Source organism: Yersinia massiliensis CCUG 53443, assembly GCF_000312485.1.
In the GTDB taxonomy this organism is placed as follows: domain Bacteria; phylum Pseudomonadota; class Gammaproteobacteria; order Enterobacterales; family Enterobacteriaceae; genus Yersinia; species Yersinia massiliensis.
On sequence record NZ_HE997644.1, the window covers coordinates 283,764 to 301,629 of the forward strand.

Sequence of the window (17,866 nt, forward strand, 5' to 3'; positions counted from 1 at the left end):
CATGACGAAGACTTATCATATTGCCGTTTTACCCGGAGACGGCATTGGTCCAGAAGTAATGGCTCAAGCAAATAAAGTAATGGATGCAGTACGCCAGCGTTTCGGCATTAAGATTTCAACTAGCGTCTATGATGTGGGCGGTGCGGCCATTGACCGCCACGGCAGCCCATTACCGCCAGCAACCGTTAACGGCTGCGAACAGGCTGATGCCATTTTATTCGGCTCAGTTGGCGGCCCTAAATGGGAGCACTTGCCACCAGCGGAACAACCTGAGCGCGGAGCATTATTGCCGCTGCGTAAACACTTTAAATTATTCAGTAACCTGCGCCCAGCACGCTTATATCAAGGGCTGGAAGATTTCTGCCCACTGCGCAGTGATATCGCCGCCAAAGGCTTCGATATTCTGTGTGTGCGTGAGTTAACTGGCGGTATCTATTTCGGTCAACCGAAGGGCCGTGAAGGCCAAGGCCAATACGAACGTGCGTTTGATACCGAAGTGTATCATCGCTTCGAAATTGAGCGGATTGCCCGTATTGCCTTTGAATCTGCGCGTAAACGTCGTAGCAAAGTGACCTCAATCGATAAAGCCAACGTGTTGCAAAGCTCGATTTTGTGGCGTGAAGTGGTCAACGCGATTGCTGCGGATTACCCAGATGTGGCGTTGTCCCATATGTATATCGATAACGCCACTATGCAGTTAATCAAAGACCCTTCGCAGTTTGACGTGTTGCTGTGCTCCAATTTATTTGGCGATATTCTGTCCGATGAGTGCGCCATGATTACCGGCTCAATGGGGATGTTGCCATCCGCCAGTTTGAACGAGCAAGGCTTTGGCTTATACGAACCCGCTGGCGGTTCCGCACCGGATATCGCCGGCAAAAACATCGCAAACCCGATCGCTCAGATCCTCTCTTTAACCTTGCTGCTGCGCTTTAGTTTAGGCAAAGACGAGGCCGCTGATGCTATTGAGCGCGCAATCAATCAGGCATTGGAACAAGGCTATCGTACCGCTGATTTAGCCGGTGATGGCAAAGCCATTGGCACCAACGAAATGGGCGATATCATCGCTAAATTCGTGGCTGAGGGGGTTTAACATGGGCAAAACGTTATATCAAAAATTGTACGATGCCCACATCGTGCACGAAGCGCCGAATGAAACACCCTTGTTGTATATCGACCGTCACTTAGTGCATGAAGTGACGTCTCCGCAAGCATTTGATGGCTTGCGGGCTATGGGACGCCCTGTGCGTCAGCCAAGTAAAACCTTTGCCACCATGGATCACAACGTTTCAACGCAGACCAAAGATATTAATGCTAGCGGCGAAATGGCGCGCATTCAGATGCAAGAGTTGATTAAGAACTGCGCTGAATTTGGCGTCTCTTTATATGACTTGAACCATCCATTCCAAGGCATCGTCCATGTAATTGGCCCAGAACAAGGCATGACGTTACCCGGCATGACCATTGTCTGCGGCGACTCCCATACCGCTACGCATGGCGCATTTGGCTCCTTGGCCTTCGGTATCGGGACTTCAGAAGTTGAACACGTGTTGGCAACTCAGACCCTGAAACAGGGCCGTGCCAAGACCATGAAAATTGAAGTCAATGGCGATGTCGGCGCAGGGATTACGGCTAAAGATATCGTGTTGGCCATTATTGGCAAAACCGGCAGTGCCGGTGGTACGGGCCATGTGGTGGAATTCTGTGGCAGCGCCATTGAAGCGTTGAGCATGGAAGGCCGTATGACATTGTGCAATATGGCTATCGAAATGGGCGCTAAAGCGGGATTAGTGGCACCGGATGACACCACCTTCGATTACCTGAAAGGGCGTCAATTTGCGCCAACGGGTGAGCAATGGGAACAAGGCGTGGCCTACTGGCGCGGCTTGAAGTCAGATGCTGAGGCTAAATTCGATACGGTTGTCACCTTAGACGCGGCAGATATTGCACCGCAAGTCACTTGGGGGACGAACCCAGGCCAAGTGATTGCCGTGAATCAAACCATTCCGGCACCGGAGTCCTTTAGCGATCCTGTCGAACGTGCTTCGGCCGAAAAAGCCTTGGCTTATATGGATTTACGCCCAGGTATTAAGTTAACCGAAGTGGCGATTGATAAAGTGTTTATCGGCTCTTGCACCAACTCGCGCATTGAAGATTTGCGGGCTGCTGCCGCTATCGCGCAAGGGCGTAAAGTTGCCAGTGGCGTACAGGCTATCGTGGTCCCAGGTTCTGGCCCCGTGAAGGCGCAGGCAGAGGCCGAAGGTTTGGATAAGATCTTTATCGACGCCGGTTTCGAATGGCGTTTACCCGGCTGCTCAATGTGTTTGGCAATGAACAATGACCGTCTGGAACCGGGTGAGCGCTGTGCCTCCACCAGCAACCGTAACTTTGAAGGCCGTCAAGGCCGTGGTGGGCGTACCCATTTGGTTAGCCCCGCAATGGCAGCAGCAGCGGCGGTCAGTGGTCATTTTGCTGACGTTCGCGACTTATCCGCCGCCACCCACTAACCGGAGATACCACCATGGCTAAATTTACTCAACACATTGGTTTGGTTGTCCCGTTAGATGCGGCGAACGTCGATACCGATGCGATTATCCCTAAACAGTTTTTGCAGAAAGTCACCCGCACCGGTTTTGGACAACACCTGTTTAACGATTGGCGTTTTCTAGACGATGCCGGCAAAGTGCCTAACCCTGAATTTGTGCTGAACCAGCCTCGCTATCAAGGTGCCAGCATTTTGCTCGCACGTGAGAATTTCGGCTGCGGCTCATCTCGTGAACACGCACCTTGGGCATTGACCGATTTCGGTTTTAAAGTAGTTATTGCACCGAGCTTTGCCGATATATTCTATGGCAACTCGTTTAATAACCAACTGCTGCCGGTCACATTAAGTGAAGCCGATATTGATACGTTATTCCAGTTAGTTAAAAATAACGAAGGCATTCAATTTGTTGTCGATTTGGAAGCGCAGACCGTGAATGCAGGGGGCAAAAGTTATTCGTTCGAGATTGATAGTTTCCGCCGCCATTGCATGATTAATGGTTTGGACAGTATTGGTCTGACACTGCAACATGAAAAGGCTATTTCTACCTACGAAAAACAGCAGCCCGCGTTTTTACGTTAATATCCTTTGGAGCCAGCAATATTTATATTGCTGGCTTACTTTACCTTCATCCAATATGCCACGGGAAATGATGCGGTATTATTGTCGTCATAATCTTCCTAATACCAATCATTAAAGATCGCACAAAAATATTAATCAAATGCCCCCCCATTTTTCCTGAGATAATAACCTAAACAACCAAAAACCCGCATAATCAATCTGTTATATAACAATATCGTAAGTTATTAGATTGCCTACCTATTAGGGGGGTTAATGTGATTTTTATTGATTGTATTCTGTGCTAGCGGTCACTTTTTATTTCTTAAACAACGGTATGCTGTTTCCCACCATCCACTCCTAGAGGGCGCCTTATGATACGCATCGCACTGCGTTACGAAGCACGCATCTCCGGCGACAGCCGAGCTTGGTTTAATATTGATTACCGCCTCGCCAACGATTTCCCGCGTTAGTTTCTCATCGCTTATTCAGCTTCGGCTGAAACATCTCATTCTTATTTTTATTGCCGTCATGGTTAATCGGTTGGCTATTTTTATTGCCAAAACATGACTGTATTTTAAATATTAATATCTAAAAACACCCAAAGTCATTGGTGCTGCAAGTAAGCCCGTGCATGTGCGTGGCTATATTTATGCGGCGTCCAGTACTCAAGGTATTTGGAGTAATAAGCTATGAAACGTATCCCTGAACCCTTCCGTATTAAAATGGTAGAAAATATTCGGATGACCAATCGGGAAGATCGCGAGAAAGCATTAATTGAAGCCGGCTATAACCCTTTCTTATTACCGAGTGAAGATGTCTATATTGATTTACTGACGGACTCAGGTACTGGCGCAATGAGTGATCGTCAATGGGCGGGGTTAATGATGGGCGATGAAGCCTATGCGGGTTCACGCAATTATTATAATTTGTGTGATCAAGTGAAGAAGCTGATCGGTTACCCGTTTACCATTCCCACCCATCAGGGCCGTGGAGCGGAACAAATCCTATTCCCTTGCTTGATTGCGAAAAAACAAAAAGCGGGCGGCGCGAAAAACCCTGTCTTTATTTCTAACTTCCATTTCGATACTACTGCCGCCCACGTTGAAATGAATGGTGCCAAAGCCATCAACGTTGTGACGCCGAAAGCCTTTGATACTGTGGCTTATTACGATTGGAAAGGCGATTTCGATTTAGATCAACTCAAGGCCACCATTGCCGAATACGGGGCAGAAAACGTCGTCTCAATTATTACGACCGTCACCTGTAACAGCTCTGGCGGACAGCCGATTTCAATGAGCAATATGCGCGAGGTGTATCGCATTGCTCAACAGCATAATATCCCCGTTGTCATTGACTCGGCCCGCTTCTGCGAAAACGCTTGGTTTATTAAGCAACGTGAACCTGGTTATGGCGATAAGTCGATCAAAGAGATCATTCTGGAGATGTACCAGTATGGCGACATGCTCACCATGTCAGCCAAAAAAGACCCGATGGTTAACATTGGCGGCTTATGCTGCTTCCGCAACGATGAAGACTTGTTCAACGACGTTCGTATCCGTTGCGTGCCAATGGAAGGTTTTGTCACTTACGGTGGTTTGGCGGGCCGCGATATGGAAGCGCTGGCCATCGGGTTAGAAGAAGGGATGAATGAAGACTTCCTGACTTACCGTATTGGCCAAGTTGAGTATCTGGGTGAACGCCTACGCGCGGGGGGGATTCCGATTCAATACCCAACAGGGGGCCATGCCGTCTTTGTCGATGCCAAAATCCTACTGCCCCATATTCCGGCGGAACAATTCCCTGCGCAGGCACTGAACAACGCCTTGTATCTGGAAGCGGGTATCCGTAGCGTGGAAATTGGTTCACTCCTGCTCGGCCGTGATCCGCAAACTGGCAAGCAAAAACCCTCACCACTGGAATTGCTACGCCTGACCATTCCACGCCGTGTCTACACTAACGACCATATGGATTACATTGCCGATGCGCTGATTGCACTTAAATCACGTGCTGAAGAAATCAAAGGGCTGACTTTCACCTACGAACCCCCTGTTTTGCGTCACTTTGTTGCCCGTTTGAAACCCATCGAGTAAGCGGCAACTGCCATTCTGACAATACGCCCCCTATCGCACCGGTAGGGGGTACACAGCGACCAAATTGTTACCTCTATAAGTGGTAAAACCACACGAGGACACCCTACTATGGCCCAAACAACATTAGAAGATCAGGTCACAGCAGTAAAAATTAAAAGTCCTTCCCTACTCGGTGGTGCAATGATTATTGCAGGCACCATTGTGGGCGCAGGGATGTTTTCGCTACCCGTTGTTATGTCAGGGATCTGGTTTTATTGGTCTATCGCCGTTCTGGTTTTTACTTGGTTTTGCATGCTTCACTCAGGATTAATGATCCTCGAAGCCAACCTCAACTACCACACCGGTGCCAGTTTTGACACCATCACCAAAGACTTACTGGGCAATGGCTGGAACGTGATTAATGGCCTGACCGTCGCCTTTGTACTCTACATTCTGACCTATGCCTATATCTCCGCCAGCGGTTCTGTTATTCAACACACGCTACGTGGAATGGGGGTTGATTTTCCTGCTCGATTAGGTGGCTTATTCTTTGCCTTATTTGTCGCCTTTATTGTCTGGCTCAGTACCACTGCGGTGAGCCGCATGACAACTATCGTGCTAGGCGCAAAAATACTCACCTTCTTTATGACGTTTGGCGGGCTGCTAGGGCATGTCGAACCCGTTAAGTTGTTTAACCTAAGCGATGCTAACCCCAGTTATCTGCCCTATCTACTGATGACACTGCCGTTTTGTCTGGCCTCATTCGGCTACCACGGTAACGTCCCTAGCCTGATGAAGCATTACGGCAAGAATCCTCATCGAATCCGCAACTGTTTGCTGATTGGCACACTGCTGGCACTGACCCTCTATATCATTTGGCTAGTCGGCACCATGGGCAATATTCCGCGACCGCAGTTTCGTGAAATAGCCAGTCAGGGCGGCAATATCGATGTGTTGGTCAGTGCGTTAGGGGGGATCTTAAAAAGCCCGTCAATGGACCTGCTGCTGACGGTATTCTCAAACTTCGCGGTCGCCAGTTCATTCCTGGGCGTGACATTGGGATTATTCGATTATCTGGCTGATTTATTTAAATTTGACGACAGCCGCTTAGGGCGCGGGAAAACCGCCGCCATCACCTTCATACCGCCCATTTTGGGTGGCCTGATTTACCCTGATGGCTTCATCTACGCCATCGGCTACGCGGGACTCGCCGCCACTGTCTGGGCTGCCATCGTCCCCGCGCTGTTGGCCCGAGCCTCTCGCAAACGCTTTGGTAGTCCGCTGTATCGTGTATGGGGAGGGACACCCATGATTGTGTTGATTCTGCTGTTCGGGGCAGTGAATGCCATCGCCCATGTTCTGTCCAGCTTGAATCTGCTGCCGGTCTACTAAAACTCATCAACCAGCGCCCTACGGGGCGCTATGCTTCCCTGACTCGCGCACAAATAATCAACGCTAAAACCGCTAGCACCATCGCCACCACATACACCGAATCATGGCCCCAAGTTTCGGTCAGTACCCCTTGCAACACACCCGCTAAAATGACACCCGTCGAAATACTGTTGGTGAACAACGTGGTCGCCGCCCCAGCCCTGCCCGGCATCAGATCTTGGAAATAGAGCATTCCGATACCGGCAACGATACCGATAAAAATGGCGTTAAAAATTTGCAGCAGCATCAGTGCAGATTTGAATTTAAACAGCACCAATCCGGTATAGAACAAGACGCCCGCGAGCACCGCAAACAGCATGATTTTACGTTTACCAAAGCGTCTGACTGAATATCCCGCCAGCAACATGATAGGGATTTCCAGCCCCGCAGCGGTACCCATCAATAAGCCGGCCAACCGCTCAGGCAACCCCAAACTGGCGGTGATATAGAGTGGCATATCAATGATGTACATGGTGTTGCACGTCCACATCAGCAACGAGGCAATAAACAACAGCAGGACGTCTTTGTCGGCGAATAGGCTGCCTTGCACCACTACCGGTGCATCCTCTACGGGTTCTGCGCGCTTCACTGAGGGTAAGACAAACCACACCACCAGCGCACTCAGCACAAAAATACCGGCGGCAATACTGAACATCAGCGTAAAGCCATAATTAAGTGCCAACATAAACGACAGCGGCGGCCCGATAACCCAAGCCAATGAGAGCTGCGCACGCATAATGGAGCTGAACATCACCACTTCACGTGCCGAGTTATCCGCGTATTCACGCGCCAAAGCAAAGATTTGCGGCATGGCAGTGTTGGCGACCGCTGCCAAGAGCACACCGGCAGTGATTAACGTCAGATAATCACGATTAAAAGCAAATAATAGGCAGTTCCCCACCGCCATCAAGTAACAGACCATGATGAGTTTGCGGCGATCGCCACGTAAGTCTGAGCGTTTAGCCAGTAAGAAACTGACGGTTATCCCAGCAATGGCATTCACGGTATAAAACAGGCCGACCCACAGTGGCCGGACTTTCACTTCCGTACTTAAAAACAGGCTTAAGGTCGGTGCCTGTAACGCGCCCGCGATACCTGAAAGAAAAGCCACCACAAAGAAAGCAAGAAATACCGGGTTGATGCGGCGGGAAAAAGTTAATGCAGATTTCATTCCAGGCTCCAGCGCCAGAAACAGCTATTACGCCCTCTCCCCCGATTTCAAGTGCAAGCGCGCCTTGAAATTGGTTAGGCAGAAGCGACAGAAGTGCTTATTTTTAGAGAAAGATAAATTAATTTTATACTCAAATATTTGCGTTGCAATGAATGCTTATTATCACGCCACTGCGTCAATCACGCAGAGTAATAAAAAAAGCCAGCGGGCGACTAAACCTGCTGGCTGGTGAACAACACCATTACTCAGAAATTTTGGAACTCAGTATCACAGCAAGATTCATTTCACTGCACAGTCAACACTTAACACGTTCAATCTCTAACATCAGGGATCACAGCGTATGCTCGGTACGGGCGATGATATCGTCCTGTGCATCAGGTGATAACGCGGTGAAGAAGGCCGAATAACCTGCCACTCTGACCACCAGATCACGGTAACGATCCGGATGCTGCTTGGCATCCACCAGCGTCTCGCGGGAGACGATGTTGTATTGCACGTGCCAGCCCAGATACTCCTCAAAGAAGGTGCGTAACATCATCATCAACTTTTCGCGGTCACGAGGATTATCCAGCGTGGACGGGTTCAGTTTTTGATTCAGCAAGACGCCCCCCAGAATTGAAGCGGTAGGTAGCTTGGACAACGAGTTAAACACCGCCGTTGGCCCTAAATGGTCAGTACCAGAGGCAGGGCTTGCCCCTTCCGCCAGCGGGCTATGCGCCTTGCGGCCATCCGGTGTGGCCATCGTGGCCGCACCAAAGGGCACGTTGGCAGAAATGGATGATGTCCCTGCGTAATAGGTGCCACCAATCGGGCCACGACCGAAACGAGTGTTGTGGTATTGCTTCAGTTCATCGATGTAGGTCTGATACGCCCGCACTAACAGTTGGTCGACATCATCGACATCATTGCCGTATTTCGGTGCTGAATTAATCAAATGTTGGCGAAGTTGTTCACCGTTCAGCCCTTCAAAATCATTGGCAAGGGCGGTTGCCAGTTGCTGCTGGCCGATAAGCTGTTGTTCAAACACCAGTTTACGCACGGCGGCTAGGCTATTACCTAAGTTGGCAATCCCCACTTGCAAGCCAGAAACCCAGTCGTAACGCGCGCCCCCTTGTTTGATGCTTTTACCGCGCTCAATACAATCATCCACCAGCGCTGAACAGACAATATCGTGGGCGTTCTCTTCCAGCACGGTATCAACCACGCACTCTATCTCAATGGATTTGCGGGTGTAATAGCGAATCTGCTGATCCCATTGCGCCATCACTTGGTCGAAATCGGTGAAGTTACCTTTTGATAACCCCTGCTCTTGCGGCATGAAGACTTGCCCAGATGTCGCATCACGGCCTTGTTCTAACGCGGCCAACATCACACGAGCGAAGTTAATGAAACTCATGCCAGTACAGCGATAACCCCATTTCCCCCCGACGGCAGTTTCAATACAACCAATGGCCGCATAGTCGTAAGCATCCTGCGGTTCCACACCCAACTTGATAAATTCAGGAATGACGATTTCATCATTATTAAAGGCTGGCATACCAAAACCACAGCGGATGACCTGTACACAAGCATCAAGGAAATCATCACTGATCCCCGCATGGTAGCGGACACTGAGGTTGGGCTGAGTGGATTTTAAGCGGCCACAAGATTCCAGCACGGCATACGAGAGCGGATTGACGGCATCAATGGCTTTGCCCTGCACCAATTTTTGCCCGCCGATAGTGACGTTTTGATAAAGCGGGCTGCCTGCCGATGCCTTGGAGTGAGAGCCAGAACGAATCTTGTTCACTTCCAGTAATTTCAGCCAGCAGCTATGCAGCATTTCAATGGCTTGTTCGCGGCTGAGGGTGTTTTCCAGCTCAACATCGCGGCGATACCAAGGGTAGAGGTACTGGTCGAGGCGACCAAATGATACCGAGTGACCATTGGATTCAATTTGCAGTATCAGTTGAATGAAATAGCACAGTTGCAACGCTTGCCAGAAACTCTGCGGTGGTTGATGAGCAATCAGCGCGCAGTTATCAGCCATATTCAACAACTCAGCGCGCCGCCATTCACGGGTTTCTTCCTCTGCCATTTGTCGCGCCACTGCGGCATAACGCTCAATATGTTCACTCAGCGCCACCAGCGAGATATCAATCGCTTTCAGGAATTGCTCTTTGTGCAAGTCACTCCAGTCGGTCAGTTGCAGGCGCTCACGGCGACTGGCGACTTTAGCGCGCAGGCCATCCAAACCTTTCTCCAGCAACAGTGGGAAGTTCACCGCCAAATGGGCATCACCGGAAGTCATATTACCTTCCGCTTTGATGATACCCGTCGCCAGTAAGGCTTTCTGTTCATCGGTAAACATGCCGTAGCAGCGGTCCTGCACGGTTTGACCACGCCACCATGGGCAGATTTGATGCAATACCGCTTTGTCTTGTTCGCTGACGGAGAAACCTGCGCCTGGGCGATCGGCTAAGTCATCGATTTCACTTTCGATCCAGCCGACGGTGTACTCAGGGAAAATAGGGGCTGCACGCAGTTGGCTAGCCTGATTACCGATAATCAACTCATCATTTTTGATCCACACCGTGCGCTGCTGTAAATGGTGGGCCAAGGCTAACGCACGACGAACCGGTAGCGGTTTATCCTGATGCTGCTGATAAGCCTCGGTGTAATGCTGCGCCCGCTCCGTACACACTGGCGGTTTCACAATATGAATCAGGGCGTTTTTATGCTGTTTTGTCCGTTCGCTTAGGGTTACCAAATCGAGAGTGGTCATTGCGTCATCCTCTTAACATTGCGGTCAGGCCCTTGTCACGGGCATAACTTTCCGCGAAGGCCAACAAATCAGGTGCATCCAAAGGGGTACTTGCGGCCAGATAGGTTTCACCCAGCAACGAATATTTACTGATACCCAGTGTGTGATAAGGCAAAAAATGAATCTCTTTCACACCAATCTCATCAGCGGCAAAATCGACGATCCCTTTCACCGAACGACGATCAGCATTGAAATCAGGGATTAACGGCACTCGCACGGTGATATTGGTGCCCGCGGCGGCTAAATGGCGGAAATTCGCCATAACCCGTTTGGCAGATCCCCCCCGTCCACTGATGGAAACGGCGCTCATCGGTGTGTTTTAAATCTGCCAGCATCAAATCAAGCCACGGCAATGATGGTGCGATGTAACGCCATGGCGTGTGTAAGCAAGATTCAACTGCCGTATGAATGCCCAGTTGATGGCAACGTTGCAATATTTCAGCGGCAGTCTCAGGCTGCATAAAAGGTTCGCCACCGGATAAGGTCACTCCACCACCGCTGCGCCGATAAAATGGCAAATCGCGCAGTAAAGTCTCCATCGTGGCATCCATATCAATGGGGCGACCACATACCGTCAGTGCGCCACTGGGGCAGCGAAGGGTGAGCGTCTGAATATCCTCTTCGACCAATAACTGGCGCTGGATAACGAGCTGGTCATCCATTCGTTGGATCGCTTGCGGGCAACTTTGCTGACACAAATCGCAACCGGAGAGACAAAGACGTGGGTCATATAACACATCAGGTTTTGCTGATCGGCTCTCCGGATTTTGGCACCAACGACAACTGAGCGAACAGCCTTTAAGGAACACCACGCTACGAATGCCAGGACCGTCATGGGTGGAATAACGTTGTAGATTAAAAATCATATTATCCCTCCACTTAGTGTGACTTCTTAGACGTTGCAGTGATAACCCACTTTTCATGCACACCAGTATCTGCGTAATATAGGGAAAGAAAAATTGATGAATTTTGCCGTGGAGTTCCCCTTTTATGTCTGCCTCACGTCTGCAACAACAGTTTATTCGGCTCTGGCAACGTTTTAATGGCCAGCCAACGGAAACCACCTTGCAAGAACTCGCAGACGTACTCAGTTGTTCACGTCGCCATGTCCGATCCTTGCTGAGCAGCATGCAACAAGCGGGTTGGCTGAGTTGGCAAGCCGAGGCAGGCCGTGGTAAACGCTCACAATTAACGTTTCTCTATTCTGGTTTAGCACTGCAACAACAACGGGCCGAGGAATTACTCGAGCAGGATCATATTGATCAACTGGTGCAGTTAGTTGGGGATAAAAAAGCCGTACGACAAATGCTGCTATCCCAGTTAGGACGTAGCTTTCGCCAAGGGAAACACATTCTGCGTGTGCTCTATTACCGCCCACTGCCTAATCTATTACCCGGTACTGCCCTACGACGTTCCGAAACGCATATGGTGCGGCAGATATTTAATGGCCTAACGCGAATAAATGAGGAAAACGGGGAACTCGAACCGGATTTATCTCATCACTGGCAAGCCATAAGCCCGTTGCATTGGCGTTTTTATTTGCGGCCCGCCATCCATTTCCACCACGGACGTGAACTGGAAATGAACGATGTCATCGCCAGTTTGACGCGCTTGATTCCGCAGCCGCTGTTCTCGCACATCACCGCCGTACGCTCCCCCACCCCCTATGTCATTGACGTGCATTTGAGCAGCCCAGACCACTGGTTACCTTGGTTATTGGGGTGCGTTCACGCCATGATTTTGCCGCAAGAGTGGGAAAGCCAGCCGGACTTCCAGCGCCATCCTATCGGCACTGGCCCCTATTCGGTGATGCGTAATCACCACAGTCAGTTGAAAATTCAGGCCTTTGATAACTATTTTGGTTTTCGCGCACTGATTGATGAAGTGAACATCTGGGTGCTACCGGAACTGTCCGAGGAATTAGTTTACTCTGGCGTGCAGTTGCAAGCTGACGATACCAGTAAAAATGAGCTGGAAAGCCGCTTGGAAGAAGGCTGCTATTTCTTGCTGTTTGACCAGCGATCGGCGCAAACAAGCCAACCCGAGATCCGCCGCTGGCTTTGCGAGCTGATCACACCGGTCGCCCTACTCAGCCATGCTGACCCGTTTTATCAGCGTTACTGGTCGCCCGCTTACGGCATGCTACCGCGCTGGCACCATAACCGGTTGACCGCACTAGAGCCGAAGCCCGAAGGGTTAACTGAGCTTACGTTGACGTTTTACAGTGAGCATTCTGAATTTGATGCCATCAGCCAAACACTGACCACACTGCTGGCCGCGCACGGCGTCAAATTGGTGATTCAGGTGGTCGATTATGTTAGTTGGTATCAAGGTGACGCGAGAAGCGATATGTGGCTTGGCAGCGCCAACTTCTACCTGCCGCTGGAGTTTTCACTGTTTGCGACCTTGTATGAGTTGCCCCTGCTGCAACATTGCCTCGACGACAAACTGCATCAAGACGTGGAATTATGGCGTAACAATGCCCTCCCCATGGTGGATTGGAGCCAACGATTGGTCAGCCAAAATCAATTCCACCCTCTCTTCCATCACTGGCTAGAATTATATGGGCAGCACAGCATGCGCGGCGTGCGCATGAACACCCTCGGCTGGTTTGATTTCAAATCCGCATGGTTTACCCCTCCCGAGGCATAAACACACTTTCACCCGCCCGAATTAGTCTCTACAATAGCGCCGTCTCAACGGGGTGCGGAAAAGCTGCTGTGGTCGTGATCAGAATTTATTCTGCTTCGTTCCATTAACGCTGAAACAACAACGTCGCGAGGGAGGTTCAGCCGGAAGCGGACAGCACAGATAAACCGGAACGTACTGCGAGTACGTGAGGATGTCGAGTCCTGCCCAACACCGGATCCACCTCATCGCAGCACGTTTTTTTCGCTGAGAGCAAACCCGTCGAACCTGATCCGGTTAAAACCGGCGGAGGGATTTGAGAAAAATAACGCCGCCTCACTGCGATGCCGATGTTATTCACCGCCTCAGATACCTTTGCCACCTTTATCTTTAAGGAGTGCAAAGTGTTTAAACGCATGATTCCCTGCTTGTTCTTATTTTCTGTTGCCGCTGTTGCTGCCGATAAACCCACCTTGACGGTTTACACTTACGACTCCTTTGCTGCCGACTGGGGACCAGGGCCAGCAATAAAAAAAGCCTTTGAAGCCGAATGCGATTGCCAGCTTAAATTTGTGGCGCTGGAAGACGGCGTTTCACTGCTAAACCGCCTGCGAATGGAAGGGAAAAACAGCCAAGCTGATGTGATTTTGGGTTTAGATAACAATTTGGTACAGGCAGCGGAACAAACGGGGTTATTCGCCCCCAGCCAAGTGGATACGAGCGCGCTAACACTCCCTGAACCATGGCAAAACAAAACCTTTGTCCCTTTCGACTACGGCTATTTCGCCTTTGTGTATGACAAAAACAAACTGAAAAATCCGCCAAAAAGCCTGCAAGAATTGGTCAGCAGTGATGCGCCGTGGAAAGTGATTTATCAAGATCCTCGCACCAGTACACCGGGCCTGGGTTTGATGTTGTGGATGCAAAAAGTGTATGGCGATAAAGCGCCGCAGGCCTGGCAACAACTGGCGAAGAAAACCGTCACTGTCACCAAAGGCTGGAGTGAGGCTTATGGTCTTTTCCTCAAAGGTGAAGGCGATTTGGTACTGAGCTATACCACCTCACCGGCTTACCATCTGATTGAAGAGAAGAAAGATAATTATGCCGCCGCTGATTTCAGTGAAGGCCACTATCTGCAAGTGGAAGTCGCCGGTCAAGTCGCGTCCAGCAAACAGCCAGAACTGGCACAACGCTTTATGAAATTCATCGTTACCCCCGCGTTCCAAGAACATATTCCGACCGGTAACTGGATGTATCCCGTCATCAAGATGGATCTGCCTGTTGGGTTTGAAACGCTAAACGTGCCGCAAAAAGCGTTGCAGTTTGATGCTAAAGACGTGGCCGATAACCGTGGAAAATGGATTCAGGCATGGCAATCCGCCGTCAGCCGTTAATCCCCGCGTGGTTGTGGCCAGGGCTGCTCGCCGCTGCGCTGATAGTCGGTGTCGCCTTATTGGCGTTCACCGCGATTTGGCGACATGCGCCGGCGGCCGACTGGCGCAGCCTCTGGCATGACAGCTATCTGTGGCATGTGATTCGCTTTACCTTCTGGCAGGCGTTTCTCTCTGCGTTACTGTCAGTGCTACCCGCCATTTTTCTGGCGCGCGCCCTGTATCGCCGCCGCTTTCCTGGCCGCCAATTGATGCTGCGTTTATGTGCCATGACGCTGGTGTTACCCGTGCTTGTCGCGCTATTTGGTATTTTGACAGTGTATGGTCGCCAAGGTTGGCTAGCGGGATTATTTGGCTGGATGGGGGTGGATTACCGTTTCTCCCCCTATGGTTTGCAAGGCATTTTACTGGCGCATATCTTCTTCAATATGCCGCTGGCAACACGATTACTGTTGCAGTCATTGGAGAGTATCGCCGTAGAACAGCGGCAATTAGCGGCGCAATTAGGCATGAACGGTTGGCAGCATTTCCGCTGGGTCGAATGGCCCTACCTACGCCGCCAGATTCTGCCCACTGCTGCACTGATTTTTATGCTCTGTTTTGCCAGTTTCGCCACCGTGCTATCACTGGGCGGCGGGCCGCAAGCCACCACTATCGAGCTGGCCATTTATCAGGCGCTGAGTTACGACTACGATCTCGGGCGCGCCGCACTGTTGGCGTTGATTCAACTGGGCTGCTGCTTGGGGTTAGTGATATTGAGTCAGCGGCTTAATTCCGTACTGGCGGTCGGCAATACCCATGCGCAAGTCTGGCGCAATCAGCAAGATAGCCCTTGGTCGCGCATCAGCGATACGCTGCTCATAGGTGCCGCCTTGCTATTGATGGTTCCGCCGTTGTTAGCCGTCGTCATTGATGGCAGTAATCAGACGATCCTGACGGTGTTGCAACAACCGGCACTTTGGCAAGCCTTCTTCACCTCGCTGACGATTGCCATTGGGGCCGGATTGCTGTGTGTGACCCTCACCATGATGCTGTTGTGGAGTAGCCGTGAGCTAAAGTTACGCCATCAAATGGCTTATGGTCAGGCGCTCGAAGTGAGTGGCATGGTGATTTTGGCGATGCCGGGTATCGTGTTAGCGACCGGTTTCTTCTTGCTGCTCAACGACACGGTTGGCTTACCGCAATCCCCTTACGCACTGGTGATCCTCACCAATGCGCTGATGGCGGTGCCCTATGCCTTGAAAGTGCTGGATAACCCAATGCGGGATCTGGCGGAACGCTACACGCCGCTGTGCTTATCACTGGATATTCGCGGCTGGCATCGGTTGCGCTATATTGAACTGAGTGCCCTGAAACGCCCATTGGCGCAAGCACTGGCCTTTGCCTGCGTGCTCTCTATTGGCGACTTTGGCGTGGTGGCATTATTTGGCAATGAACATTTCCGCACCTTGCCATTTTATCTCTATCAACAGATAGGTTCTTACCGTAGCCACGATGGTGCAGTGACCGCCTTGCTCTTGCTGTTGCTCTGTTTCTTGCTGTTTACCCTTATTGAACGACTGCCGAGCCGCCATGCTAACGCTTGAAAAAATCACTTATCTGTATGACCACTTACCCATGCGCTTTGATGTGCGGATTCAACAGGGTGAACGGGTGGCCATCCTCGGGCCGAGTGGCGCAGGGAAAAGCACCCTGCTGAGCCTGATTGCGGGTTTTTTAGCGCCCACCAGCGGCCACATGTTACTGAACCATCAGGATCATACCGCCACCCCGCCCGCCCAACGGCCGGTGTCGATGCTGTTTCAGGAGAACAATTTATTCTCCCATCTGAGTGTGGAACAGAATATCGGGCTGGGCTTGCATCCGGGGCTGAAACTGAATCAGGAACAAAAAAAACTACTGCGCCAAATTGCCCAGCAAGTGGGATTAGAGGACTGCCTCGATCGCCTGCCAGCCCAGCTTTCTGGTGGTCAACGCCAACGAGCGGCATTGGCGCGGTGTTTGGTACGCAGCCAGCCCATCTTGCTGCTCGATGAGCCATTTTCGGCGCTAGATCCCGCGTTGCGTAATGAAATGCTGTTATTGGTTGATCAGGTGTGCCGCCAGCGACAACTCACCCTATTGATGGTGTCACACAATCTTGATGATGCCGCACGCATCGCCGATCGTACCTTGCTGATCGTCGATGGCCGCATTTATTACGACGGCCCGACACAAGCACTGGTGAATGGCAGCGCCCCCGAAGCCAAGGTACTGGGGATCGCCACCTCAAGTTTGTGATTGGGGTGAGCACATGGCGATCAGCCAGCCAGCACCTTCCACAACAAATGACGATAAACCGGCATGATGGGTTGCATATGCAGCCAAACAAAACTGGCTATCGCCATGGCAATCGCCAACACCGTCAGCCAACGCAGCCGGCCAAGAGGTAACCAACGGCTGAGACGGTCTGGGCTACGTTTACCAAAACGCCACCAGCGCCATGACAACCAACACGCCAGCCAAATCAACAGGACAACCGTAACCAGCAAACACTTGAACATAAAGCTATTGGCACTGGGCGGAATATCAATAGCAACACCGGCGAGAATACCGGGGAAAAAGTAGATAGGTGGCCAAGTGAGGCAACCTATCACATTGGGTAGCGCGAATTTGACCGGCGGCAGATTTAGCATCCCCGCCACCATCGGCACGATAGGCCGTGCGGGACCAATAAAGCGCCCTAGTAGCACCGTTGCCATACTGTGGTTGTGCAGCGCATGCTCGGTTTTTGCCAACAAGGATTTATGCTTTTTCAGGAACGACCAGCGGTGTAGCGGTTCTTTGAAGCGGCGACCAATAAAGTACGAGAGCCAGTCACCCGTGAGGCACCCCACCGTCGCGGCGGCCCAAGCCCAATAAAAACTCATCTCTCCACTGCCAATCAATGCCCCGACCGTCGTCATCATGACCGTACCGGGCAAGAGCATTCCCACCAGCGCTAAAGATTCGAGAAATGTCACTAACATGACGACAAATAGCGCGAAAGCCAGTGATTGTGTCAATAAATGTAATACGTAGGCTTCCATAGATTTATCCGTTTATCGTAACGCTCAGTGAGTTAACAACCCTGTTTAAGGCGCGGGGGATTGTCCGGCCCTCGGCTAAATCAGTCAATCAGCAATTTCTCGCATTTGGCATCAAACCACAGCAACCTTAGCCGCAAGACCAATGATTTTGCGGGTAGATAGATTGAGAGTAATCTATCATTGAAATAGACAATTACTGTAT

The 17,866-nt window shown here is 50.9% G+C and carries 13 protein-coding genes and 1 pseudogene; 10 read left to right on the top strand and 4 right to left on the bottom strand.

Features of this window, described 5'->3' with window-relative positions; translation table 11 throughout:
* Position 1 precedes the first annotated feature (1 nt).
* From leuB to mtr, 6 genes are all read left to right on the top strand, one after another.
* Complete coding sequence (gene leuB, locus BN68_RS10340; RefSeq protein ID WP_019211094.1) at positions 2–1,093, top strand: 3-isopropylmalate dehydrogenase; 1,092 nt, start codon at positions 2–4, stop codon at positions 1,091–1,093.
* A 1-nt stretch (position 1,094) separates the two neighbouring features.
* Positions 1,095–2,507, top strand: a complete 1,413-nt coding sequence (gene leuC, locus BN68_RS10345) for a 3-isopropylmalate dehydratase large subunit (RefSeq protein WP_019211095.1) — start codon at positions 1,095–1,097, stop codon at positions 2,505–2,507.
* 14 nt (positions 2,508–2,521) lie between these two features.
* Complete coding sequence (leuD, locus tag BN68_RS10350; RefSeq protein ID WP_019211096.1) at positions 2,522–3,124, top strand: 3-isopropylmalate dehydratase small subunit; 603 nt, start codon at positions 2,522–2,524, stop codon at positions 3,122–3,124.
* Positions 3,125–3,474: 350 nt separating this feature from the next.
* Complete coding sequence (gene tnaC / locus BN68_RS10355; protein WP_019211097.1) at positions 3,475–3,573, top strand: tryptophanase leader peptide; 99 nt, start codon at positions 3,475–3,477, stop codon at positions 3,571–3,573.
* A 219-nt stretch (positions 3,574–3,792) separates the two neighbouring features.
* A complete protein-coding gene (gene tnaA / locus BN68_RS10360) occupies positions 3,793–5,193 on the top strand; it encodes a tryptophanase (RefSeq protein WP_019211098.1) in 1,401 nt (466 codons plus the stop codon).
* 108 nt (positions 5,194–5,301) lie between these two features.
* The gene (mtr, locus tag BN68_RS10365; RefSeq protein ID WP_019211099.1) at positions 5,302–6,564 is read left to right on the top strand and encodes a tryptophan permease; all 1,263 of its coding nucleotides are present in this window, start codon (positions 5,302–5,304) and stop codon (positions 6,562–6,564) included.
* A 28-nt stretch (positions 6,565–6,592) separates the two neighbouring features.
* Here the strand turns inward: mtr and BN68_RS10370 are convergent, their stop codons facing one another.
* The 3 genes and pseudogenes from BN68_RS10370 to BN68_RS10380 all read right to left on the bottom strand — a co-directional run bounded on the left by BN68_RS10370 (position 6,593) and on the right by BN68_RS10380 (position 11,443).
* A complete protein-coding gene (locus BN68_RS10370; RefSeq protein WP_019211100.1) occupies positions 6,593–7,774 on the bottom strand; it encodes a sugar efflux transporter in 1,182 nt (393 codons plus the stop codon).
* A gap of 331 nt (positions 7,775–8,105) precedes the next feature.
* Positions 8,106–10,538: a formate C-acetyltransferase/glycerol dehydratase family glycyl radical enzyme gene (locus BN68_RS10375; RefSeq protein ID WP_019211101.1), complete on the bottom strand. Its 2,433-nt coding sequence runs from the start codon at positions 10,536–10,538 to the stop codon at positions 8,106–8,108.
* 4 nt (positions 10,539–10,542) lie between these two features.
* Positions 10,543–11,443, bottom strand: a pseudogene (locus tag BN68_RS10380) (glycyl-radical enzyme activating protein).
* Between the two features lie 124 nt (positions 11,444–11,567).
* Here BN68_RS10380 and sgrR point away from each other — a divergent pair.
* The 4 genes from sgrR (at position 11,568) to thiQ (ending at position 16,876) form a co-directional block, all read left to right on the top strand.
* A complete protein-coding gene (gene sgrR / locus BN68_RS10385) occupies positions 11,568–13,229 on the top strand; it encodes an HTH-type transcriptional regulator SgrR (protein ID WP_019211102.1) in 1,662 nt (553 codons plus the stop codon).
* Positions 13,230–13,609: 380 nt separating this feature from the next.
* On the top strand, positions 13,610–14,599 hold the full coding sequence (gene thiB / locus BN68_RS10390) for a thiamine ABC transporter substrate binding subunit (RefSeq protein ID WP_042806695.1): 990 nt from the start codon (positions 13,610–13,612) through the stop codon (positions 14,597–14,599).
* Positions 14,575–16,182, top strand: coding sequence for a thiamine/thiamine pyrophosphate ABC transporter permease ThiP (thiP, locus tag BN68_RS10395; protein WP_019211104.1), 1,608 nt, complete (start codon positions 14,575–14,577; stop codon positions 16,180–16,182). The genes thiB and thiP overlap by 25 nt, the downstream gene beginning before the upstream one ends.
* Positions 16,169–16,876: a thiamine ABC transporter ATP-binding protein ThiQ gene (gene thiQ / locus BN68_RS10400; protein ID WP_019211105.1), complete on the top strand. Its 708-nt coding sequence runs from the start codon at positions 16,169–16,171 to the stop codon at positions 16,874–16,876. The genes thiP and thiQ overlap by 14 nt, the downstream gene beginning before the upstream one ends.
* A gap of 20 nt (positions 16,877–16,896) precedes the next feature.
* Here the strand turns inward: thiQ and BN68_RS10405 are convergent, their stop codons facing one another.
* Complete coding sequence (locus BN68_RS10405; protein ID WP_019211106.1) at positions 16,897–17,664, bottom strand: DedA family protein; 768 nt, start codon at positions 17,662–17,664, stop codon at positions 16,897–16,899.
* Positions 17,665–17,866: the final 202 nt, after the last annotated feature.

What these genes read in the sequence shown, in the direction of transcription:
- BN68_RS10405 (WP_019211106.1), bottom strand. Translation starts at nt 17,664, where the DNA reads ATGGAAGCCTACGTATTACATTTATTGACACAATCACTGGCTTTCGCG.
- mtr (WP_019211099.1), top strand. Translation starts at nt 5,302, where the DNA reads ATGGCCCAAACAACATTAGAAGATCAGGTCACAGCAGTAAAAATTAAA.
- leuC (WP_019211095.1), top strand. Translation starts at nt 1,095, where the DNA reads ATGGGCAAAACGTTATATCAAAAATTGTACGATGCCCACATCGTGCAC.
- BN68_RS10370 (WP_019211100.1), bottom strand. Translation starts at nt 7,774, where the DNA reads ATGAAATCTGCATTAACTTTTTCCCGCCGCATCAACCCGGTATTTCTT.
- leuB (WP_019211094.1), top strand. Translation starts at nt 2, where the DNA reads ATGACGAAGACTTATCATATTGCCGTTTTACCCGGAGACGGCATTGGT.
- sgrR (WP_019211102.1), top strand. Translation starts at nt 11,568, where the DNA reads ATGTCTGCCTCACGTCTGCAACAACAGTTTATTCGGCTCTGGCAACGT.
- tnaC (WP_019211097.1), top strand. Translation starts at nt 3,475, where the DNA reads ATGATACGCATCGCACTGCGTTACGAAGCACGCATCTCCGGCGACAGC.
- leuD (WP_019211096.1), top strand. Translation starts at nt 2,522, where the DNA reads ATGGCTAAATTTACTCAACACATTGGTTTGGTTGTCCCGTTAGATGCG.
- thiP (WP_019211104.1), top strand. Translation starts at nt 14,575, where the DNA reads ATGGCAATCCGCCGTCAGCCGTTAATCCCCGCGTGGTTGTGGCCAGGG.
- thiQ (WP_019211105.1), top strand. Translation starts at nt 16,169, where the DNA reads ATGCTAACGCTTGAAAAAATCACTTATCTGTATGACCACTTACCCATG.
- BN68_RS10375 (WP_019211101.1), bottom strand. Translation starts at nt 10,538, where the DNA reads ATGACCACTCTCGATTTGGTAACCCTAAGCGAACGGACAAAACAGCAT.
- tnaA (WP_019211098.1), top strand. Translation starts at nt 3,793, where the DNA reads ATGAAACGTATCCCTGAACCCTTCCGTATTAAAATGGTAGAAAATATT.